Origin of the sequence: Bradyrhizobium sp. AUGA SZCCT0158 (genome assembly GCF_018130065.1) — a bacterium.
Classification (GTDB): domain Bacteria; phylum Pseudomonadota; class Alphaproteobacteria; order Rhizobiales; family Xanthobacteraceae; genus Bradyrhizobium.
Genome location: NZ_JAFCME010000014.1, coordinates 63,965 through 85,708 on the forward strand (window position 1 = coordinate 63,965; position 21,744 = coordinate 85,708).

General features: G+C 62.6%; 19 protein-coding genes, 1 tRNA gene and 2 pseudogenes. 17 read left to right on the forward strand and 5 right to left on the reverse strand.

Going from position 1 to position 21,744, the window contains the following annotated elements:
* Positions 1–148: 148 nt before the first annotated feature.
* On the reverse strand, positions 149–790 hold the full coding sequence (locus JQ574_RS20710; RefSeq protein ID WP_409363420.1) for a sigma-70 family RNA polymerase sigma factor: 642 nt from the start codon (positions 788–790) through the stop codon (positions 149–151).
* 391 nt (positions 791–1,181) lie between these two features.
* Between JQ574_RS20710 and JQ574_RS20715 the strand changes: the two genes are divergently transcribed.
* On the forward strand, positions 1,182–2,087 hold the full coding sequence (locus JQ574_RS20715) for a catalase (protein WP_212210204.1): 906 nt from the start codon (positions 1,182–1,184) through the stop codon (positions 2,085–2,087).
* 31 nt (positions 2,088–2,118) lie between these two features.
* Here the strand turns inward: JQ574_RS20715 and JQ574_RS20720 are convergent, their stop codons facing one another.
* Positions 2,119–3,051, reverse strand: coding sequence for an AraC family transcriptional regulator (locus JQ574_RS20720; RefSeq protein WP_212210205.1), 933 nt, complete (start codon positions 3,049–3,051; stop codon positions 2,119–2,121).
* 379 nt (positions 3,052–3,430) lie between these two features.
* On the opposite strand from JQ574_RS20720, the gene JQ574_RS20725 reads away from it, so the two are divergent.
* The 11 genes and pseudogenes from JQ574_RS20725 (at position 3,431) to JQ574_RS20775 (ending at position 14,275) form a co-directional block, all read left to right on the forward strand.
* Entirely contained in the window at positions 3,431–4,141 is a 711-nt protein-coding gene (locus JQ574_RS20725) for a response regulator transcription factor (RefSeq protein WP_409363419.1), read from the forward strand.
* Positions 4,142–4,249: 108 nt separating this feature from the next.
* The gene (locus JQ574_RS20730) at positions 4,250–4,636 is read left to right on the forward strand and encodes a response regulator transcription factor (RefSeq protein ID WP_212210206.1); all 387 of its coding nucleotides are present in this window, start codon (positions 4,250–4,252) and stop codon (positions 4,634–4,636) included.
* Complete coding sequence (locus JQ574_RS20735; RefSeq protein ID WP_249119492.1) at positions 4,629–6,422, forward strand: ATP-binding protein; 1,794 nt, start codon at positions 4,629–4,631, stop codon at positions 6,420–6,422. Before JQ574_RS20730 ends, JQ574_RS20735 begins: the two co-directional genes overlap by 8 nt.
* Positions 6,423–6,590: 168 nt before the next feature.
* A complete protein-coding gene (locus tag JQ574_RS20740) occupies positions 6,591–7,541 on the forward strand; it encodes an AraC family transcriptional regulator (RefSeq protein WP_212210207.1) in 951 nt (316 codons plus the stop codon).
* A 50-nt stretch (positions 7,542–7,591) separates the two neighbouring features.
* Positions 7,592–8,547: pseudogene (locus tag JQ574_RS20745) on the forward strand (helix-turn-helix transcriptional regulator).
* Positions 8,548–8,652: 105 nt separating this feature from the next.
* The gene (locus JQ574_RS20750) at positions 8,653–8,973 is read left to right on the forward strand and encodes a hypothetical protein (RefSeq protein ID WP_212210209.1); all 321 of its coding nucleotides are present in this window, start codon (positions 8,653–8,655) and stop codon (positions 8,971–8,973) included.
* Between the two features lie 114 nt (positions 8,974–9,087).
* Positions 9,088–10,305, forward strand: a complete 1,218-nt coding sequence (locus tag JQ574_RS20755) for an NAD(P)/FAD-dependent oxidoreductase (protein ID WP_212210210.1) — start codon at positions 9,088–9,090, stop codon at positions 10,303–10,305.
* A 95-nt stretch (positions 10,306–10,400) separates the two neighbouring features.
* Positions 10,401–11,330 carry an MBL fold metallo-hydrolase gene (locus JQ574_RS20760; RefSeq protein ID WP_212210211.1) on the forward strand — a complete coding sequence of 310 codons (930 nt, stop codon included), beginning with the start codon at positions 10,401–10,403 and terminating at the stop codon, positions 11,328–11,330.
* A 110-nt stretch (positions 11,331–11,440) separates the two neighbouring features.
* A pseudogene (locus JQ574_RS20765) lies at positions 11,441–12,239 on the forward strand (acetoacetate decarboxylase).
* 32 nt (positions 12,240–12,271) lie between these two features.
* The gene (locus JQ574_RS20770; RefSeq protein WP_212383809.1) at positions 12,272–13,447 is read left to right on the forward strand and encodes a patatin-like phospholipase family protein; all 1,176 of its coding nucleotides are present in this window, start codon (positions 12,272–12,274) and stop codon (positions 13,445–13,447) included.
* Positions 13,448–13,492: 45 nt separating this feature from the next.
* A complete protein-coding gene (locus JQ574_RS20775; protein ID WP_212210213.1) occupies positions 13,493–14,275 on the forward strand; it encodes a 3-hydroxybutyrate dehydrogenase in 783 nt (260 codons plus the stop codon).
* A 108-nt stretch (positions 14,276–14,383) separates the two neighbouring features.
* Here the strand turns inward: JQ574_RS20775 and JQ574_RS20780 are convergent, their stop codons facing one another.
* On the reverse strand, positions 14,384–15,010 hold the full coding sequence (locus JQ574_RS20780; RefSeq protein ID WP_212210214.1) for a TetR/AcrR family transcriptional regulator: 627 nt from the start codon (positions 15,008–15,010) through the stop codon (positions 14,384–14,386).
* Between the two features lie 82 nt (positions 15,011–15,092).
* On the opposite strand from JQ574_RS20780, the gene JQ574_RS20785 reads away from it, so the two are divergent.
* From JQ574_RS20785 to JQ574_RS20800, 4 genes are read left to right on the forward strand one after another with little or no spacing between them, the layout of a single operon-like run.
* Positions 15,093–16,121, forward strand: coding sequence for an HlyD family secretion protein (locus JQ574_RS20785; protein ID WP_212210215.1), 1,029 nt, complete (start codon positions 15,093–15,095; stop codon positions 16,119–16,121).
* Positions 16,118–17,725, forward strand: coding sequence for an MFS transporter (locus tag JQ574_RS20790; RefSeq protein WP_212210216.1), 1,608 nt, complete (start codon positions 16,118–16,120; stop codon positions 17,723–17,725). Before JQ574_RS20785 ends, JQ574_RS20790 begins: the two co-directional genes overlap by 4 nt.
* A 1-nt stretch (position 17,726) precedes the next feature.
* The gene (locus JQ574_RS20795; protein WP_212210217.1) at positions 17,727–18,389 is read left to right on the forward strand and encodes a TetR/AcrR family transcriptional regulator C-terminal domain-containing protein; all 663 of its coding nucleotides are present in this window, start codon (positions 17,727–17,729) and stop codon (positions 18,387–18,389) included.
* Positions 18,343–19,443 (forward strand): TetR/AcrR family transcriptional regulator C-terminal domain-containing protein, encoded by a 1,101-nt coding sequence (locus JQ574_RS20800; protein WP_212383811.1) that lies wholly within the window; start codon positions 18,343–18,345, stop codon positions 19,441–19,443. The genes JQ574_RS20795 and JQ574_RS20800 overlap by 47 nt, the downstream gene beginning before the upstream one ends.
* On the opposite strand, the gene JQ574_RS20805 is transcribed toward JQ574_RS20800, so the two are convergent.
* Complete coding sequence (locus JQ574_RS20805) at positions 19,440–19,973, reverse strand: Lrp/AsnC family transcriptional regulator (RefSeq protein ID WP_409411228.1); 534 nt, start codon at positions 19,971–19,973, stop codon at positions 19,440–19,442. The genes JQ574_RS20800 and JQ574_RS20805 overlap by 4 nt on opposite strands.
* Before the next feature lie 116 nt (positions 19,974–20,089).
* Between JQ574_RS20805 and ald the strand changes: the two genes are divergently transcribed.
* Positions 20,090–21,202 carry an alanine dehydrogenase gene (gene ald, locus JQ574_RS20810; RefSeq protein ID WP_212210220.1) on the forward strand — a complete coding sequence of 371 codons (1,113 nt, stop codon included), beginning with the start codon at positions 20,090–20,092 and terminating at the stop codon, positions 21,200–21,202.
* 235 nt (positions 21,203–21,437) lie between these two features.
* On the opposite strand, the gene JQ574_RS20815 is transcribed toward ald, so the two are convergent.
* Positions 21,438–21,513: transfer RNA gene (locus tag JQ574_RS20815), tRNA-Ile, on the reverse strand.
* Between the last annotated feature and the right edge of the window lie 231 nt (positions 21,514–21,744).

Genomic DNA, 21,744 nt, shown 5'->3' on the forward strand with positions numbered 1-21,744 from the left:
TCAACGGCTTTGCCGAGCGGTTGCTCGCGATAGCAGCGTTCCCGGCCGCAATTGCTGCGTCGCCGCGTCATGTTTGCCGCTCGAACCTGCCTCCCTTAACGTGTCGCAGGGGGCCGGCCGGGCGATTGCCGATAGCTGTGCCTGGACTCTAGATGCAAGCCGCGAGATGACTTTGCTTTCCCCGCCTTGCTGGGACCTCGAAACCGGCGTTCACGAGCATGCTCGCAAGTTGCTTGCGCGCGTAAAACATTCGGCTCTTCACGGTGGCAAGAGGAATATCGAGCATTTCGCTCACTTCAGCGGGCGAATTCTCGCGCGCATAGACCATGTCGATGATTTCGCGATGGGCTGGCGATAGTCTGGCGATGCACGCGCGCAAAATGCCGTTGGTTTCCTTTCGATCAAGCGCGATTTCCGGCGTGTCACCGGTATCTGCGATTCCTTGCACATCATCCTGATCGATGCTCTCATGAATGCGCTCTCGCAGCGAGTTGATCGCCTTGAAACGGGCAATCGAGAGCAGCCATGTGGAAACCCGCGCGCGATATTCGAACCTGTTTGCGGAGCGCCAGACATCGAGGAATACCTGGCTGACGAGATCCTCGGCAATGCCCGGATTACGGACCGTCCGCTGGATGAAGTGAAGCACTCTGGCGCGGTGACGGGCGAACATGATGTGCATCGCGGTCTTGTCGCCTTCCGCGACGCTCTTGAGAAGCCTCTCGTCGGAGATGCTGTCCTCCGCCTCCGTCGCATGGCTGGTGGCATAGGCCAGCCTGCCATCGTTGATCGCATCAGACTGCCCGGCCAAGCACTTACGGTTCTTGCCGATGAAGTCGGGCAGGATCGCGGCCGGAGAAGTCGGCAGGGAGCCGCGTGAAAGGACTTTATCTCGACACCGATCCGGCAATGAAACAGGCTTCTCCGCTGCTTGCCGCCGCTCGATTACGGGCATCGTCCTCTCCATTTCCTTGACGCGATGGCGCTGAGGGTGCGTCGCATGGAGCCGTTTGCGCTACCCTACGAGGGGTGCGTGCTTCTAGTCCCCTGGTCTAGGGTGAATTGGCCCGTGCAGTGGGGATGGGGCGCAGGATCGGACAATACATGGTCGCTTTGGGAAAGACGCCCGATTTGCATAGCGCCTAGAATGCGCTCCGAGTGCTCAAAACCAAGGTCCCGCCGTGGTCCAGTTCCCAGCCGGCGCGGCCACACCCGCGTCCATCGTCGACGCCCTGAACGCGCTAACCGGTCATCCGCCAAAGGCACGCGCGAGCTTTGCCGAGGGCCGATGCGTTCGCGGCACCTATATTCCGTCGGACCGGGCGTCGGAAATAACGAGATCCCAAAGCTTCACAAAGCCATCGCGCGTGCTGGCGCGCTTCTCGGTGGGCGGCGGCGATGACCGCGTGCTGCGCGGCTTCAGCTTCCGGCTCGGCGGCGAAGATCATCGCTCGGACATGCTCCTGCAAAGCGCTCCGGTGCACTTTGCGAGGACGCCCGACCAGATGCTGGCCTACCTCAAGGTGCGCATGCCCGGACCAGGCGGCAAGCCGAACATGAAGAAGGTCAAGGCATTCTCCGCCGCCAACCCCGAAACGCTGCATCAGGCCAACTACATCGCCGCGCTTCCGCTGCCCGGTAGTCTTGCCGGCACAACTTATTGGGGCGTGCACGCCTTTCCCGCGACGAGTTCGAACGGCGAGACGCGGTTCATCAAGTTCAAGGTCGCGCCAGTCGGCGCAGACGTCACGCCGACCGGGGATCAGGCGAGGCCGAAGTCGGCCGATTTCCTTTACGACGACCTCAAGAACCGGATCGCCAAAGGCGATGTCCGGCTCAACGTGATGGCGCTGCTCGACCGCCCCGGCGATCCCGTCATGGACGTGACCAGCCGATGGCCGGACGAGGATGCCCGCGAAACGGTGCGGCTGGGCACGATCGTCATCACCGGGGTTGAAGCGGACGAGGCGTGCGACGCCTCCATCTTCAATCCGGCAACTCTCGCGGAAGGCATCGCTCATCCGCCCGACGAGATCTTTGCGGCGCGCCGCGCCGCCTACGTCATCTCACTGGGGAAGCGCCGCTGATCCGCTACGCCCGGCATTGCATTGACCCGGATCAATTCTCGCTTTCCGGGGTATTTTGCGCTTCGCGGCGCCACGCTCCCGGGCTGACGCCGACCGCGGCCGAAAACACCCGCGTAAAGTGGCTCTGATTGGCAAAACCGGCAGATATCGCAATCTCGGACAGCGACAGGTCGGGGACGGTCATCAGCTGCTTGGCCGCCTTCACCCGCTGGCGAAGCAGCCATTGGTGCGGCGGCAGGCCGGTGGAGCTGCGAAAAGCCCGTGAAAAATGGCTGACTGACAGATCAAACTCGGCCGCGATTTGTTGCAATGAAATTTTCCCGCCAAGATCGGACTCGATCCTTTCACAGGCGCGCCTCATTTGCCACGGCGCCAGACCGCCGCGGGTCGGTTTGGCGTCGGGACGCAGTCCGCCATACGCCTGCGCGACGTGTGCGGTGAGGGCGAGCATCATGTGATCCACGAAAAGCTGATTGGTCTCGCCCGGCCGTCGCAAGCCTTCCTGCAGCGACGCGCCGATGTGACGGACGACCGCGTCATCATGGGCGACACCAAGATCGCAGGCGAGCTCACCGACGCGAGGCGTGCGGGACTGTTCGGTGAGGCCGTCGAGCGCGGAGCGCGGCAGATAGAAAAACAGGGAGTGGAATGGCTTGTCGATCACATAGCGGGGATCGCGCTTGAGATCGTACAGATATGTCGTCCCCGCCGGGACATCCGCCTTCATCACGCACTTGCCATTCTCCCAGAGTTCGCAGTCCGGGAAATCGTGAAGTTTCAGGCTGACGAGAAAAGCATCCTCAAGCGCGAACGAACCGGAAAGACCCGGCACGGGGTTGTCATTGCGGGTTTCAGTGAATGCGAGCTGCACACCGCGCAGTGACCGCGTCATCAGCGACGGCGGCGCATCCTTCAAATGCAGGATTTGCCCGAGCTTTTGCCCGAAGGCGCCCGTCTGTATCATCTGGTTCGGTCTCATGCGCGGAATTGGACCAGGCAGGTCATCATCGTCGCGAGGTCGCGGCGGATTATCTGATATCGCCGAGCGACCGTCTAGGCTTGCTCGTAAAACGCGAAGCCGTTGTGACATCAACCGGCTCAATCGCGGGAAGACGATTTTCGAAGCAAATTCAATGATTTTCCTGCTTGATCACCTGGTCACGCGTTCGCGGCGTCTCAGCCCCTAGTATCACGATTGCGCGCTTGGAGCAGGTTCCGGCAAAGGACGGCGGCTTTAGGAAAGACGCCGTACTTGTACGGGGCTTACAACACGCCCCGAACGATCGACTCAAGTTGAACGACCGCGACAGGCAATGGGGCAGTAGCGATTAGGAGACTAAGCAATGCTTGCCACCACCGCACTGGCCCGCTCATCCGCCCTACCAACCTTACCCCGATTACCCATGAGCATGGCTGCCGACAAGACGGATCGCCCACTCGTCCTGATCGTGGACGATGACGAGGACGTCCGGTTCGCAATTCGAGAACTTCTGCTGTCGGTGGGAATCGACGCATGTTGCTTCGGATCGACACAGGAACTGTTGCAGGCCGATCTTCCGGAGCGGCCGGGCTGCCTGATCCTCGATGTTCGCATGCCCGGCGCAAGTGGCCTCGATCTTCAGCATCATCTCGGCTTGAACGGTCACACGCGACCGATCATTTTCCTCACCGGCCATGGCGACATCGCAATGACCGTGCAGGCGATGAAGGCGGGAGCCATTGACTTCCTTACAAAGCCCGTCCGGGACCAGACGCTGCTCGACGCCGTCACGGCCGGAATCGAGAAGGACATTTCGCTACGGACCGCCGCCCGGCAGATCAAGCTGCACGTCGATCGTTACGCGAAGTTGACGCCGCGCGAACGCGAGGTCATGCGCGAAGTGGCAAGGGGCCGCCTCAACAAACAGATCGCGTTCGATCTCGGCATCAGCGAGATCACCGTCAAGCTCCACCGTGGCAACGTGACGAAGAAGATGCAGGCCACGTCCGTCGGGCAGCTCATTCGCATCTGGGAACAGCTGCCTGCGGAGATCCGCGAGGGAAAATCACCCTAGACCAAAGGATGGTTACGACCCGGCCAGCAATGGGCGAGACGAGAGTGTGGTCAGTCGGCCACGCTAGCGAAGGTTATCGGCTTGTCCAAAGCGCCCCTGGTTGCAATCGTGGATGACGACGAAGCTATTCGGGAGGCCCTTTCCGACCTCCTTATGGTGCTGGATCTATCGTGTCGCACTTTCGATCGAGCGGAGGCCTTCATGGCGGAATATGTCCCTGACAGGTTCGATTGCCTGATTACCGACGTGAGCATGCCGGGCCATAGCGGGCTTGACCTGCTGCGGTATTTGCGCAGTCTCCGTTCCGCGATGCCGGTCATCATTGTCACGGCTGACACCAATCCGGCGACCCGATCTCGCGCCATGAGAGGTGGGGCCTATGCATACCTGACCAAGCCGGTAAGCAGCGACGTCCTCTTTCGTTACCTGCAGTCCGCCCTGCGGAACGTCGGCTCTGGCCCTGACGGCGTTGGGCAGGGGCCTTCCGATGGCTAGTCCTGTCCACAACGCCGCCCCGGGCGGCCGCGAACAATCCTTCACATCCCCGCCGGGAACGGCGTTGTCTGATCTCGCATCTGAGAGCGTGGCATCGCGTTCGGAGGATTTGCGCGCAACGGACATGCGTGTCGAGGTGGACAGGCTCCACAACATGCAAGTACCCGCGGACATCATGCGAAAATGGCAGGAGATCGCAGACCTTCTGGCCGATATCGTAAATGTCCCCTCCGCCCTGATCATGAGGGTAGAGCCGCCAAATATCAAAGTCCTGGTTTCCAGCGAGTCCAAAGAAAATCCTTACGAACCGGACGAACTCGCGTGTCTCAATACAGGGCTTTATTGCGAGACTGTCATGAACACCCGCCGACCATTGATCGTCCCGGACGCTCTGCAGGACGAGGCGTGGAAATCAAACCCTGACATCAAACTTGGCATGATTTCATACCTCGGCGTGCCGATCAGTTGGCCCGATGGCGAGATATTTGGAACGATTTGTGTTCTCGACAGGAAAAGCAACGGATACAGCGATCTCTATCTCAGACTGCTGTTGCAGTGGCGCGACGTGCTGCAGGCGGACTTGAGATCCATTGCAACCACGCAGCGGGAGATTGAACAGCGTGAAGCGAAAATTCGCCGCCTCGTCGATGCCAACATTATCGGCATCGTCATCTGGAATGACGAGGGGCGGATTCTTGATGCCAATAGCGAGTATTTGCGCATCGTTGGGTATGATCAGCACGATCTCCTGTCCGGCCGCGTGAGCTGGGCGGACATGACGCCCGCCGAATGGCGTGATCGCGATGCATTGATGATGTCCGAGGTAAAAAACAAGGGAGCCGTGCAGCCCTTTGAAAAGGAGTATATCCGGAAGGATGGCAGCCGTATTCCAGTGTTGATCGGCATCGCGACCCTTGAAGGGACAGACAGCCAGGGTGTCGCGTTTGTGCTCGATCTGACCGAGCGTAGACGGGCAGAAGCGGAAGCGCGTGAGAGCGAGCGGCGCTTCCGCAACATGCAGACGGAATTGGCCCACGCCAACCGGCTGGCAACTTTGGGGCAGCTTACGGCGTCCATTACGCATGAGGTCAAGCAGCCGATCACGGCCGCGCTCCTGAATACCCAAACCGCTCAGCGCTTCCTCGCTCGCGAGCAGCCGGATGTCGAGAGGGCGAAGAAGGCGATAGACCGAGCCGTGCTGAACGGCATGCGTGTCACTGAAGTTGTCGACCGGACGCATGCGTTGGTCAGGAAGGAGCCGACGCGAAAGGATAGCCTGGAGATCAATGAAACTATCTCGGAAGTTATCGGATTGACGCGCGGTGAAGTGTCGAAAAGCAGCGTTCAGCTGCGGACTCAATTTGCGGAGGGTTTACCTCTCATTCAGGGCAGTCGGGTCCAGATCCAACAGGTGATGCTGAACTTGATCGTCAATGCAGTCGAGGCGATGAGCCAAATGAGCGACGAGCCTCGTGAGTTACTGATCAGCACCCAGGCTGAAGCTGACTCCATTCTCGTTGCGGTGCGTGACTCTGGCCCGGGGCTGTCAGAGGGGGCGATCGATCGAGCTTTCGAGGCATTTTATACGACGAAGTCGAGCGGCCTGGGGATGGGACTTTCCATCTGCCGTTCGATCGTCGAGGATCACGGAGGACGATTATGGGCGGCAGCAAACGTCCCAACAGGTGCGGCGTTTCAATTCACACTTCCGATCGATTCGGATGCCGGCACCGACCACGAACTGCGCCTCCCAACCTCAGCATTGCCGAGCACCGCGGTCGCATGACACGATTGTCTGTGGCTTAACACACGTCCCCGCCAACCCTATCCCAAGGTACAGGTTGATCTATTCGCCGGGCCAGCGGGATCAGACGCGCCGCATGATACCGTCATGCGGCGTTTGCCATCATCCTGTAGGTCTCCAAGAGACAATGGTTAAAGTGAGCACGAGACCATGAGCAAGCCGAACTTGCGCGAACCTTCGGAGGATCTGCCGGGCGCGTCTGAAGCGCGCCGGAGTGACCTGCCGAATGCCGATGGGCGTCCTGCCGATGCGGAGATGGCGCGTGTGCTCGGGACCACGCCCTTTCACATGGCTCTGGATTCCTCCGGTGCCGGGATCGCCCACTGGAAACATGAGCCCTTGCACGACGTCGTCGAGCCCATGACCCATCACGTCATCATGGCCTACAACGGCATGATGCAGCGCATGGAGCGGCGGACCGGAAAATCGGTTGCGATTGGAACGTTTCGTCCCGGGGTCGTGATCATCATTCCGGAAGGATCGAGCTCGCGATGGGATATTCCGAAACCCGTTGATGTCGTTCAGCTCTATCTTCCGCACACAATGCTGGAGCGCGTTGCCCGCGAAGCCGACACGGCCGCACCAATCGATCTCTTGGAGCGAACGGCGCATCCCGATCCCATTACATCCCGATTGCTCCTGACCGCGGCCGATGCCATGGAGGGCAATGGGCCCCTGGATACGCTGTTCAGGCATCAGCTGACAGACCTGCTGGGCACGCGCCTGTTGGCTGCGCACACAGGCTCGCCAACCACGTTCCAACCGACCCTGGGTGGGCTGTCGCCCTCAGTGCTGCGCCGCGCCATCGAGCGCCTGCGCTCGGATAGCGATGCGGACGTCTCGCTCGCGGCGCTGGCGTCCGATGCCGGGCTGTCGCGCTTCCACTTCTGCCGTTCCTTCAAGGAAAGCACCGGGCTTTCACCCCATGCCTGGCTGCGCCAGCACCGGCTCGAGCAGGCCATGAACATGCTGCGCGACACTGACGATTCCGTCGTCTCTATCGCAGCCGCGCTCGGTTATTCCTCCCAGACCGCGTTCGCCGCCGCATTCCGGAAGCTGACGAACGAAACACCGGGCGAGTGGAGACGGCGTACGCGATAGCAGCGAACGCTCTGCGAATAACCGACCGCCCTCAATGGCGAGGACAAGTCATGAGCTGCAAGCCAATTTTGCGCGATTCTTCGCAGAAAAATCAACCAGGCGCTTCCACGGCACACCAACGCGATTTGCCGAATGCCGACCGGCGTCCTGCCGGTGTGGAGATGGCGCGCGTGCTCAAGACCGCTCCGCTGCGCCAGGCTTCCGATCCGTCCAGTGGAGCGATCGCGCATTGGAAGCACAATGCGCTGCATGACGTCGTCGAGCCATGGCTGATCACGTCATCATGACTTACCCGACCGGCCTGCAACAGCTGGAGCGACGGTCGGGAAGATCAGTGGCGATCGGAACGGCGCGTTCCGGGGTTGTGACGATCATTCCCGCCGGCTCAAGCGCCCGATGGGATATTCCCGGCCCGGTCAATGTCGTTCAGCTTTATCTTCCGCCCACGACGCTCCAACGCGTCGCCGGCGAAGCCGATATCGCCGCTCCCGGCGATCTCCTGGAACGGACGGGACATCCCGATCTCACCGCGTCCCGATTGCTCTTGAGCGCGGCGGATATGATTGGAGGCAGTGCCGCACTGGATACCCTGTTCAGGCATCAGCTGACAGACGTCCTGGCCACGCACCTCCTGGCTGCGCACATTGGCTCGCCAATCGCGGTCCAGCCGACCATAGGCGGCCTCGCGCCCACGGTACTGCGCCGCGCCATCGAACGCCTGCGCTCGGACAGCGATGCGGACGTATCTCTTGCAGCGCTGGCTTCGGATGCCGGGCTGTCGCGCTTCCACTTTTGCCGTGCCTTCAAGGAAAGCACCGGGCTTTCCCCTCACGCATGGCTGCGCCAGCACCGGCTCGAGCAGGCCATGAACATGCTGCGCGACACCGACACGTCGGTCGTCTCGATCGCAGCGACGCTTGGCTACGCCTCCCAAAACGCCTTCGCCGCGGCATTTAGGAAGCTGACCGGCGAGACCCCGAGCGATTGGCGGAGGCGCACGCGTTAGCAGCAATCTCTCTACAGGTACGTCAATCGCTCTGGGGCAGTCAGCGGTTTGGTCCGCTAAACAAAGACCATGCGATGGTTACGCCGAAAACGAGGGAGATAGACAATGGCCTGGAAGAATTTCGTCGGCCCAAATGCGATCACGTCACGACGAAGAGTGGTCGCGAGCGCCCTCATGTACGGCCTTTCGTTGACGGTGCGCTTCACCTCACCGAGGGGCGAGGAAGTGGAAAATCCGGCGCAAGCGACCCAAGGTAAAAATCCGATGAGCTCCATCGTGATCAACGACGGCGCCGAAATCTTCAAGAGCTGGCCGAATCCCGTTCAATCGATCGTCTTTCAACGCGGCTCGACACGCAGTTCCAAAAGCTGCCGCGCGGTATGTGAGCGGCCCATGCCGCTCATGCTGGACTGCTCCCCTCCATAGGGGCCCGTCATCTTCGTTTCACGTCTTCGCGTCGTCGTCGATTGCTGCCGCCAATGAGCTGCAGCGGCGGTAACGCGTGGAAATCTGGGAAGATCAACCACAGGAGTAGATCACATGCGATTGGTTATCATAGGCGCCGGCTTCGCCGGCATGTACGCTGCACTTTCCGCCGCCCGCCTGCGCGACATCCAGGGCGTTTCCCCCGAACAGCTCGAGATCGCGCTGGTTGCGCCAGAGCCGACGCTGGTGGTTCGCCCTCGGCTTTACGAACCGAAACCCGAAACGCTGACCGCGCCGCTGCTGGATGTGCTCAAGGCGGTCGATGTGGTCTACGTGCAAGGCAGCGCGGAGACCATCGACACCAAGGCCCGGACGGTGAACATCGTCGCCGCCAAGGGCGCGAAGAAGAGTCTCTCCTACGATCGGCTGGTCGTGGCCACCGGCAGCCGGCTGTTCCGCCCGAATATTCCCGGCCTTGCCGAACACGGCTTCAGCGTCGACCAACTCGACGATGCGATTGCCCTCGACCGGCACCTGCACAGCCTGCCGGATCGGCCGGCAATGAACGGGCGCAGCACGGTCGTCGTTGCCGGCGGCGGGTTCACCGGCATCGAGGCGGCGACGGAGATGCCCACTCGGCTTCGTGCGATCTTCGGCAAGGATACCAAGACGCGCGTCATCATCGTTGATCGGAACAGCGCGATCGCTCCGGATATGGGCGCGGGTCCGCGCCCCGTCATTGAAGATGCCCTGCGCAAGGTCGGCGTGGAGACCCGGCTCGGCGCCGGTGTCGCGTCGCTGGACAAATCCGGCGTCACGCTTTCCAACGGCGAACACATCGAAACCGAGACCTTGATCTGGGCGGCCGGCATTCGTGCCGCCCCGTTGACCCAGCAGATCCCGGCCGAGCGCGACAATTTTGGCCGGCTGCTTGTCGATCGGGATTTGCGCGTGCCGTCGGTGCCCGGCGTGTTCGCCACCGGCGATGCCGCCAGAGCAGCCAGCGACGATGTCGGCAATTACGCGCTGATGTCGTGCCAGCACGCCACGCGGATGGGCGCCTTTGCCGGCAACAATGCCGCCGCTGAATTGCTCGGCGTTCCGACCAAGCCCTATCACCAGGAGGGATACGTCACCTGTCTCGACCTCGGAGAGGCCGGCGCGCTGTTCACGGTCGGTTGGGAGCGCAAGGTCGGGATGGTCGGCGACGTCGGCAAGAAGACCAAGCAGGAGATCAACACCGTCTGGATCTATCCGCCGAAGGCCGAGCGTGCTGCCGCGCTGGCCTCGGCCGATCCGGAGCGTGTGACTGATGTGAGTGGCTTCTTCTAGACCCTTCACGCGAAACGGGCCGCGTTCCGCGCTGGCTGCGCGGCCTGCTCAACCAAGACCAGCCAGTAACCTTCACCTTGAAACGGGAGACAAACATGAATTTAGACACGAGCCTCGCCAACACCTCGCACCCCGCTGCACCGGGCCCCAACGAATTGGTTCCGTCGCGCTACGCGGTGCAGGTCGGCGACATTGAGGTGCTGGTGGTCAGCGACGGCGTGCTGCCGCTGCCAACCGCCATGCTGGCGCACAACATCGATCCGGCTGTCCGGGCGACCTGGCTGAAGGACATGTTCCTGCCGCCGGACGCTTACGATTGGGCGCTCAACGTGGTCGTGGTGAGCAGCGGCGACCGGACCATCCTCGTCGACGCCGGGCTTGGGTTAGATCCTGACTTGCACTTGCCGCGGGCCGGGCAGCTGATCAAGCGACTGGAAGCGGCCAGCATCGATCTTGCGTCCGTGACCGACGTGGTGCTGACGCACATGCACATGGACCACATTGGCGGGCTGCTCGTCGACGGGGTCAAGGAGCGGCTGCGTCCGGACCTGCGGATCCACGTGGCGGCCGCCGAGGTCAAGTTCTGGGAGGCGCCCGACTTCTCCCACGTCTCCATGCCGCCGGGATTCCCGGACGCGCTTCGATCGACCGCCAAGCGGTTCGTGAAAGAGTACCGCAGCCAGCTGCGCACCTTCGAGGAGGAGTACGAGGTGGCGCCGGGAGTGATCGTCACTCGCACCGGCGGCCACACCCCCGGGCACAGCGTGGTCCGCGTGGTGTCCGGCGGCGACCGGCTGACGTTCGCCGGAGACCTCGTGTTCGCGGTCGGGTTCGAGCACCCCGAATGGTACAACGGCTTCGAACACGACCCCGAGGAGTCGGCCCGCGTTCGTATCAGTCTTTTGCGCGAACTGGCTGAGACCCGCGGCCTGTTGGTGGCAACTCACCTGCCGTTCCCGTCCGTCGGCCATGTCGCAGTCGAAGGCGACGCCTTTCGTTGGGTGCCGGTGTTCTGGGACTACTGACCGCACGGTCTGAACGAGGGCGCATCGCAAGCGCTTGATCCGATACGGGCCGCGTTTCCCACGCAGCAGCGCGGCCCGCTCACCCAAAATCCTCTTGGAGTTCGACCTCGATGAAACACGAGACCGTGCGCGCGACCGCGTTCGCCATGCCGCTGACGAACTCGGCCTTTCCACCCGGCCCCTACCGGTTCATCAACCGCGAGTACTTCATCATCCAGTACCGGACCGATCCCGAGGCGCTGCGCCGGGTCGTGCCGGAACCGCTCGAACTGACCGAGCCGGTGGTGAATTACGAGTTCATCCGCATGCCTGACTCGACCGGCTTCGGCGATTACACCGAAAGCGGCCAGGTCATCCCGGTGTCCTGCCGGGGCGAGGCCGGCAGCTTCGTGCATCAGATGTTCCTCAATGATCACCCGCCGATTGCAGGCGGGCGCGAGCTGTGGGGCTTTCCCAAGAAGCTGGCGCAGCCGAAACTGGCAGTCGAGATCGACACGCTGGTCGGCACGCTGAACTACGGCTCGGTCCGCATCGCCCGGCACCATGGGCTACAAGCACCGCGCGCTCGACACATCGGTCGAGGCCAGAAAACTCGCCGCACCCAACTTCCTGCTCAAGATCATCCCGCATGTCGACGGCACGGCACGTATCTGCGAGCTGGTGCGCTTCCACCTCGAGGACATCACCGTGAAGGGTGCGTGGACCGGGCCGGCGGCGCTCGACCTGTGCTCGCATGCGCTCGCTCCCGTCGCCGAACTGCCGGTGCTTGAGGTGCTGTCCGCCAAGCACGTTGTTGCCGACCTCACGCTCGGGCTTGGCACCGTGGTCCACGACTATCTGGCGCCTGGCGCGACGCTACGTCTACGCGGGACCGGGTCCGAAATCCTGATCGAAGCGAATGCCGGCTGATCGGGTCAGCCACAATGCAGGGAGTTTTGGCAATGTTGAACGTGATGCGTGAACGATCCAGTCCGGTGCCGCAGCAAGAAAGGCCGCTGCCGTACGATGTCGTCGCTCTGGTGCTGCAAGGCGGCGGCGCGCTTGGAGCCTATCAGGCCGGCGTCTATGAGGGCCTGCACGAGGCCGGCATCCGGCCGAACTGGCTGGCCGGCATCTCGATCGGCGCGCTCAACGCCGCCATCATCGCCGGCTCGCCCGAAGCCGAGCGCGTGCAGCGGTTGCGCGAGTTCTGGGAGACGATCTGTGCCTTCTCGATCGAGTGGCCCGCAGGCGAGGGGTTGGCCAACGCCTTGCCCTTTGCCTTCGATATCAACTCGGTGCGCAACAGGTTGGCGGCAACGCGGGCCCTGGTCCAGGGTCAGCCCGGCTTCTTCAAGCCGCGCTTCCCGTCGCCGCTGTGGTCGCCGTTCACGGGCGATGCCGCGACCAGCTTCTACGACACCGCGCCATTGCAACAGACGCTGGAACGGCTCGTCGATTTTGACCGGCTGAACTCGGGCGAAGTGCGCGTCAGCGTCGGCGCGGCCAACGTCCGCACCGGCAATCTGACCTATTTCGACACCGCCGAACGCCGGCTGGGACCGAAGCATTTCATGGCTTCCGGCGCGCTGCCGCCGGGATTCCCCGCCGTCGAAATCGAAGGCGAGCACTATTGGGACGGCGGTGTGGTTTCGAATACGCCGCTATCGCGCGTGCTGTCCGGCGAGCCATCTGACACGCTGACATTCCAGGTCGACCTCTGGTCGGCCAGGGGCCGCGTTCCCCAGGATCTGATGGAGGTGTCGAGCCGGCAGAAGGACATCCAGTATTCGAGCCGCACACGCGCCGTCACCGACCAGGTGATGCGGATGCAGAAGATGCGTCAGGCGTTGCAGCGGACCATGGAAGAGCTGCCGGCCAGCGCAAAGGCGAAGCCGGAAATCCGCGCCATCGCCGATATGGCGCGCCATCGCTCCTACAACATCGTTCACCTGATCTACCAGTCCAAGATCTACGAAGGCCATTCGAGGGACTACGAGTTCGGGTTGAGCGCGATGCGTACGCATTGGCAGAGCGGGCTCGAAGACATCCGCCGCACGCTGGCCGACCCGCACCGCCTCGACCCGCCGGCACCGGAACTCGGCATCGTCACGCACGACGTGCATCGCCGCGACTGAGCCCCGGCTGGGTTTCATTTCTCAAAGCACCTGAAAGGAAATCTCATGTTGAAGGGCAAGGTAGCGATCGTCACCGGATCGACCAGCGGCATCGGCCTTGGCATCGCCAGGGAGCTGGCGAAGGCCGGCGCCGATCTGGTGTTGAACGGCTTTGGCGAGGCCAGCGAGATCGAGGCGATCCGCAGCGCGATCGAACGCGAGCACGGCGTGCGCGTCGTCTACGACGGCGCCGATATGTCGAAGGGCGACGCCGTGCGCGGGTTGATTGCCGCGACGATCGCGAAATTCGGGCGCCTCGACATCCTCGTGAACAATGCCGGCATCCAGTTCACCGCGCCGGTGGATGAGTTTCCGGCGGCCAAGTGGGATGCAATCCTCGCGATCAACCTGTCGGCGGCATTCCACGGCATTGCGGCGGCGGTGCCGCAGATGAAAAAGCAGCGCTGGGGACGGATCGTCAACATCGCTTCCGCGCACGGCCTCGTCGCTTCGACGCACAAGGCCGCCTACGTCGCGGCCAAGCACGGGATGGTCGGCCTGACCAAGGTGGTCGGCCTGGAGACCGCCGGGACCGGCGTCACCTGCAATGCGGTCTGTCCCGGCTGGGTACGAACGCCGTTGGTGGAAAAGCAGATCAGCGACATCGCAGCCCAGCGCGGCATCAGCCAGAAGCAAGCCGCCGAAGAGCTGTTGTCCGAGAAGCAGCCGTCGCTGGATTTCGCCTCGCCGGAGCAGCTTGGCGGCACCGTCGCGTTCCTGTGCTCGGTTGCGGCCGAGCAGATCACAGGCACGGCGATCTCCGTCGATGGCGGCTGGACTGCACGGTAGGCAGGACGATGAGCATTTCCTCACATGACGGAGAAAATGATGATCGCTATCAGCACCCGGCCCGGCCGTTCAGCAAACCGCTCGATGCCGAAGTCGACAACAGGCTGTCTACTTTTTCCGGCCAGTCCGAACACCGTTCAAAAACACCTCTACGGCCGAACGGACCGCCGCCTGCACTTCCTTGTCCGACGGCGCCGCGCGCAGCCCGAGAACGACCTGCAGATGAAGGTTGTCGCGGATCATGCCGACAAAGTGCCCGGCCGTGCGCGAGCAATCATCCGTCCGGATGTCCCCGCGCTTGTTGGCGGCTTCAAGGACCTCCGCGAGCCGGGACGTAGCCCGGCCGGGGCCTTGTTCGTAAAACGACTTCACAAGATCGGGAAAGCGGTTGGCCTCGGTGACGGCAATCCGGTAGATGCCGATCAGGGTGGGCGACATGTAAACGCCCATCAGATGCTGACCAAACGCCGTCAGCGTCGCCCTGAGATCGTGGCCTTCGGTTTGCTCGATGACCAACGTCGAAAGCACCCTGTCTGCGTTTTCCCGGACGATGGCGGAGAACAAGCCCTGCTTGTTGCCGAACTCGCTGTAGATGTTGCGTTTCGAACCACCGGCGCGTTCGATGATCGCGTCGATGCTCGTCGCCGCGTAGCCCTGTTCAAAAAACACCTCAGCCGCAGCGCGAAGCAGGGTCTCCCGGCGACCGTTCGGGCGCCCTTTCTTAGCCACAGCCATTCATCTATCTCGATCCATCCCTTGACTGGTAACGCCCATTACCATAGACGTCAATTGGTAACACTCATTACCGGAGGCCGTCATGCAGCGTAACAAGAAGAAGACGATTGGCTTGCTGCTGTGCCTCGGCGCAGTGGTGATCGTCGCTACGGGATGGAGGGCGCGTTCGATCGGCGAGACGTCGACCGACAACGCGTATATCCGCGGTGACGTGACCTCGCTCGCCCCGAAGGTTGCGGGCTACGTCACGATCCTCGAGGTCGAGGATAACCAGACCGTTCGGGCGGGTGACGTCCTGTTCCGGATCGACGACCGGGACTATCGCGCAAAACTGGCGCAAGCCGTGGCGAACGTCGAAGCTGCGCAGGCCCGCCTCACCAATGTCGATGCCGACATCCAGCTTCAGCACGCGCTGGTTCGGCAGGCCGAAGCGCAGCGACGCTCGACCGTGGCCGAGAAGAATCTGGCGACCAAGGCCTCCGACCGCCGCCGCGAACTGATCCGCACCAACGCCGTCAGCCAGGCCGCGGTCGATGAAAGCGATGCGGCGCTGTCGAGGGCCGAGGCGGGCGTGTCGGCGGCGTCGGCGATGGTGGAGGCCCAGCAGCAGCGCATTGCCGTTCTTGCCACCCAGCGCGAAGCGGCCGTTGCTGCCGTGGCGCAGGCACAGGCCGCACGCGATCTCGCCCAGATCGATCTCGACAACACGGTGGTGCATGCGCCGGTCGACGGCGTGATCGGCAACCGCCAGGTCCGCATCGGCCGGCTGGTCGCGCCGGGCGCCTCCCTGCTCGACATCGTTCCGGTCAAGGACGTCTGGGTCGTGGCGAACTTCAAGGAAACCCAGATCGAACATATCCGGCCCGGCCAGCGCGTCCGCATCAGGGTCGACGGCTATCCGAATGAGACGATCGAAGGCCTGGTGGACAGCTTTGCGCCGGGCAGCGGGTCCGCCTTCAGCCTGCTTCCCGCAGACAATGCGACAGGCAACTTCATTCGCGTCGTGCAACGCGTGCCGGTGAAGATCCGGTTTGCCAGCAACCCGTTGCCCGGCCGCCTCGTGCCTGGGCTGTCCGCACGCGTCGAGGTCGACCGGAGGAGCGGATCATGACCGCTGTAGTCGCCGATACGCCGAGCCGCGACAGATCTGCGACCGGATCGCTTCTTGTCGTGGGTGTCGTGCTTGCGACGCTGACGGAGGCGATCGCAGGTACCGTGCTGTCGCTCGGGCGCGGCTATATCATCGGCGACACCTATGCAACTCCCGACGAGGCCGCCTGGCTGGACATCGGATACACCGCTCTGAAACTGATCGGGTTCATGACCGCCCCCTGGCTGATGAGCCGTGTCGATCCGCACAAACTGATCATCGGCTCAACGCTGGTGATAGGCGCGGCATGCGGCATTGCCGTCATCACGGCCCGGCTGGACCTGTTGGTCGCACTGCGCATGATACAGGGCTTCTCCGGAGGCATCTTGCTTATCGGCGGCCAGGCGATCATTTTTCTCGCCTATCCGCGCGCCCACCAACCGATCCTTCAAGCCCTGTTTGCGATGGGATCGGTCGTCGCTCCCGGGACCATCGCCCCGGCGCTCCAGGGATGGTTGCTCGACAGCCAGTCCTGGACATGGATTTTCGTCTGCGTCGTTCCGGTGGCCCTGGCAGCGGCCGGCCTACTGTTGATCGCGGACGCCCCGAAGCCCGCTGCGGCCGTGCGCCGTCCGTTTGATTGGATCGGCTTCTCGCTGATGTCAGTCGCATTTCTCTGCTTCACCTATGTTCTCAATCAGGGCAACCGATGGCGCTGGTTCGAGGAACCTCGCATCCTGTGGCTGACGGTGCTGGGCGCCGCCGCCCTGCTGCTGTTTCTCGGCCACCAGGTGATCGCCAAAGGGCGGGGCCTGCTCGATTTCACCTTGTTCCGAACGGAGGATTTTTCCTTCGCCTTCATTGTCAGCTTTGTCGCCGGCGCCGCGCTGTTCGGGAGCGCGTTCCTGATCCCGTCCTTTGCCGTTTCCGTTCTCGCGTTCAGGCCTACCGACGCCGGCCTGCTCTTGTTGCCGAGCGGCGCATTTTTCATCGGCACGCTCCTCATAGCCGCTTTCCTCTTCCAGGTTCGTCGCGTTCCTCCGGTCGCGACAGTGCCCATTGGGATCCTGATGATCATGATTGCGATGTGGATGCTGTCAGGCTCGACCAGCGAAAGCGGCGCGCACGACATGATGGCAGCCATCCTGTTGCGGGGCCTCGGCCTCGGCTTCCTGTTTTTATCCATCACGCTGATCGCTTTCAGACATCTCAATGACCACAAACGTGCATCCGGCATAGGTCTCTTCAATGCGGGTCGCCAGCTGGGCGGTCTGATGGGGGTAGCCGGACTGCAGACACTGATCGACCATAACGTCGCCGGCAATGTTGCGGCGCTCGGCGCCAGCGTCACCGCGGGCGTTCCTGCGGTGAGCGAGCGGCTGACGGCGATGACAACCACGCTCGCGGCGCAAGGAATGGACGCCGTGGGCGCCAGCCGGGCGGCGACGAGCCTGCTGGGCAGGGCCGTCATGGGTCAGTCGACCGTGATCGCCTTCGACACCGCGTTCAATGCCGTCGCGGTGCTTTTCGTCATCGCCGCGCCCGTGCTGGTCTCCATCAAGATCGGATTCCACCGCTACGCCAAAGCGCACGCCGCGCAGTCATCCCGAAGCGAGGAGCCGTAACATGAGACGTTCCACGTCCGCTCGAGCGGACGACACCGAATCGAGACAGGACTCTCGCTCCGACATCGTGTCGGCGATCAGCGAGGCCCTCGCTCATCCCGGCGACGCGCCCGGCGGCCTCGACAATATTTTTCATCGTAGCGGATATTCGCAAAAAGATATCTGGTCGGCATTCGAAAGTATCGACGATCTCGTCGTCGCGGTTGCCGAGCACGAAGCCCTGTTCATATCGCAGCCATTGATGAGGAGGGTACGCCCAAATACCCTTGACGATGTTCGAGATACCCTTGTCGCCTTCGGACTCGTTGCCTCGCGAGAATATTCGACCACCCTGGTCGGGTTCGTCCGGATGATGATGGCCGAAGCTGCACGCAACCCGTCTCTCAAGAAGCGGCTGTACGAGGCAGGGTCGGAGATCGTCACAAGGAGGCTGCGGGAGTTTCTGTCGGAGGCCAATGAAAGAGGAATCCTGTCGATATCGGACGCGCAGGTATGCGCGGAGCAATTGATGGGACTGCTAAGGGAGCCGCTCTACCAGGCATTGATGCTCAATCCCGTGACCAGCCAGAACGGGACAACCGCCGACCGCGTCAAGGCCGGCGTAGAAAGGTTCCTGCATGGATGTGCAAGCGCGAGGAGCGTCAGATATGAACGCGCCATTTGATACTGCCAGCGCGGGACGGTCCTTGCTGGCGCGGAGCAGCGACAGGCCATTACCCCTGAAGGTCGTCGACGATGTCCCGTCGGATCTGGCCAACTGCGCCGACGAGCATGGATCGCTGGTGACGGTCGAGCCCGTCGACTGGATCATTTGCTTCGTCCCCGGCCTGAAACGGCAATGGTGGCATCGGTTCGTCCATCACAAGCACAAGCACGTCTTTGCCATGCGGCCGACGAACACCGGGAGCTGGCTGCTCGTGGAGCCGTGGTGGACCCGTATGATGGTGACGATCCTGCCGCCGGCCGATGCCGTCAAATTTCTTCGCTGGGGTGGGACGGGCGATATCCTTCGCGTCCGCGAGCAGGTTCCTGGTAGAGCGAGCCAGATGCGCGGCTGGTCGAATTGCGCTGTTATCACGGCGTTCGTGCTTGGGCGGCCGAGCTGGACATGGACGCCTCACGGTCTCTACAAGGAACTGCTCCGCGAGAAAACAACGCGGCGCGAGAACGTGGAGCAGCTTCTGGTCGACCAGTTCGCCAAGGTCGTCAGCCAGTACTCGTCCAACGCACTGAGTGTCAGTGCCGACCAGCTTTCGCTGCCGCTCAGGGAATTGCTCGTCATCATCGGGCGCAATCTTCTCGAAACGATGATGACGCCGGCCTTGCTGGAGGTTTGTTACACCGCCATCCTCGAAGCGGACCGCTACCCGAATGCGACGCGGGTCTATGCGCAGCATGGCCCTAAGCGGGCGATCGAGGTCCTGACAAATATTCTTGCAAGAGCAAAGCAGGCCGGAGAGATCGATCTTGCGGATTGCGAAGCCGGAGCCCGCCAGTTCCTCGGCATGCTCTATGGCAACATTCACCTGGAAGCTGTGCTTCAGCTCGGCGCGATACCAACGCTTTCCGAGATCGATTTGCGGGCCCGCACCGCGGTGAAAGTCTTTCTCGACGGCGCCGGGCCTGACGAGACGGCAATCCTCGAGCGAGCGGTTTTACGCAACGGCGGCGGGTCGTTGCCGGTGGCCGGCCGCCGGGCATGGGTCTACCTGCGTTAGCCGGCCCGTTTTCTGATCTGCTTTCGTGCCGGACGCCCGGGTTTTCCGAAGATCGCCAGGGGAACCGCGCGATCGATGATCTCGCGAAGGGCGAAATTCGACTGGATGCGCGAGACGTGCGGCAGGCGCGACAGTTCGGTCCGGTGAATCCTCTCGAAATCTTCGATATCGCGCGCCAGCACGATCAGGAGATAGTCGTCGTTTCCCGACATCAGAAACGTGCGGATCACCGACGGGCAGTTGACGACGGCGGCTTCGAACGATTTCAGCGCCTCGTCGCTTTGGCTGTTGAGCGCGATTCGGACCAGCACGGTCGTGTTGAGGCCAAACCGGCTCGGATCGAGGATGGCCTGATAGCCTCTGATATATCCTTCGTCTTCCAGAGCGCGTTGCCGCCGCGCGATCGCGGTGCTCGAAAGTCCCACCCGGTCCGCCAGTTCGGTCTGACTGACCCGCGCGTTGGCGCTGAGTTCGGCGAGAATCGTCATGTCGATCTTGTCCTGGTCCATATGTTTGAAATCCTGCGCCATAGTGCCAAATCTCGTTGAATTTCTGCACTATTTGCCGGTAGGTGCGCAAGTTTCGCCGGGAAATAAACCGCTGTTCCCGCCTAGAAAAGGAGGCGTGCCATACAGCGGAGGTTGCCATGAAGATCGGTGTACCCAGGGAGATCAAGACGCACGAATACCGTGTCGGTCTGACGCCGGGGGCCGTTCGCGAATATGTGGCGGCGGGGCACAGCGTCGTTGTCGAGACCAATGCCGGCGCCGGCATCGGCGCGACGGATGACGCTTATCGCAAGGCCGGTGCTACTGTGCTGGACTCCGCCCGCGAGGTGTTTGCGTCCAGCCAGATGATCGTCAAGGTCAAGGAGCCGCAAGCATCGGAATGGTCGCAACTGCGGCAAGACCAGATTCTCTTCACATACCTGCATTTGGCGCCCGATCCCGACCAGGCCAAGGGCCTCATCGCGTCCGGATGCACCGCAATCGCCTATGAGACCGTGACGGATGCCCATGGCGGCCTGCCGCTGCTGGCGCCGATGAGCGAAGTGGCGGGCAGGCTTGCGATCGAAGCGGCCGGCGCGGCGTTGCGACGGCATGCGGGAGGCCGGGGCCTGTTGATCGGGGGCGTGCCGGGCGTCCAGCCGGCACGCATCGTGGTGATTGGAGGCGGAGTCGTCGGGACGCACGCGGCCCGCATGGCGGTCGGCCTCGGCGCCGAGGTCACCATTCTCGACCGTTCGATCGGCCGCCTTCGCGAGCTCGACGAACTGTTCGAGGGGCGCGTTCGCACGAAATTCTCGACCATCGACAGCATCGAGGAAGAGGTGTTCGCCGCCGATGTCGTCATCGGTGCGGTGCTCGTCCCGGGAGCGAGCGCGCCGAAACTGGTGACGCGGAATATGTTGGGTTCGATGCGCAAGGGGGCCGTGATCGTGGATGTCGCGATCGACCAGGGCGGCTGCTTCGAGACATCGCACCCGACCACCCACGCCGATCCAACCTTTGAGGTGGAGGGCGTCATCCACTACTGCGTCGCGAACATGCCGGGTGCTGTGCCGCTGACCTCCAGCCAGGCGCTGAACAATGCCACGCTGCCTTTTGGTCTGGCGCTCGCCAACAAGGGGTTTGCGGCCGTGCTCGAGAACCCGCATTTGCGCGCCGGCCTGAACGTCTACCGGGGCCGGCTGACCTGCGAGCCGGTGGCCAGAAGTCTCAGCATGCCATTCTCACCGATCGAGGGCGCTGTGGCTTGAGGCTAGAAGGCCCTAGGTTGGGCGCAATCTCGGCGTGTTCAAGCTTCCAGTCCGTCTTCGCTTTCACTGCGCTCAAGCTACGCCGGACACCACGCTTCACCCCTCGGCCCCGCGTGGCTGCGCCACGCGTCGCCCGAAGGGCCTGTGGCCTGCCGAGCCGTAGCTCGCGGCCGCGCCCGCCTTCGCCCAAGTGGGCTTCGGCGCGGCAGCCTTCACTCGCTTCGCGAGCGAAGGCTGGTGGGCCCGGCAGGACTCGAACCTGCAACCAGACCGTTATGAGCGGCCGGCTCTAACCATTGAGCTACAGGCCCCGCCGCGAGCGGCCGTTTTGAGGCGGCCGGCAACGGTGCGGGCATCGTTTACAGTGGTGATCGCAATCCCGCAATGCCGGGGTTAATCTACTCAAACGCAGGCAATTCCACCACATTGCGCCAATTCCCGGTCTCGCCCGTGACTTGCCGAACTTCATAAAAGTCAACACTTGCCTGCAACCCCCGCTGCGCGTTGATTAGACGTCCCCGGGGAGCAACGCTTGAGGCCAA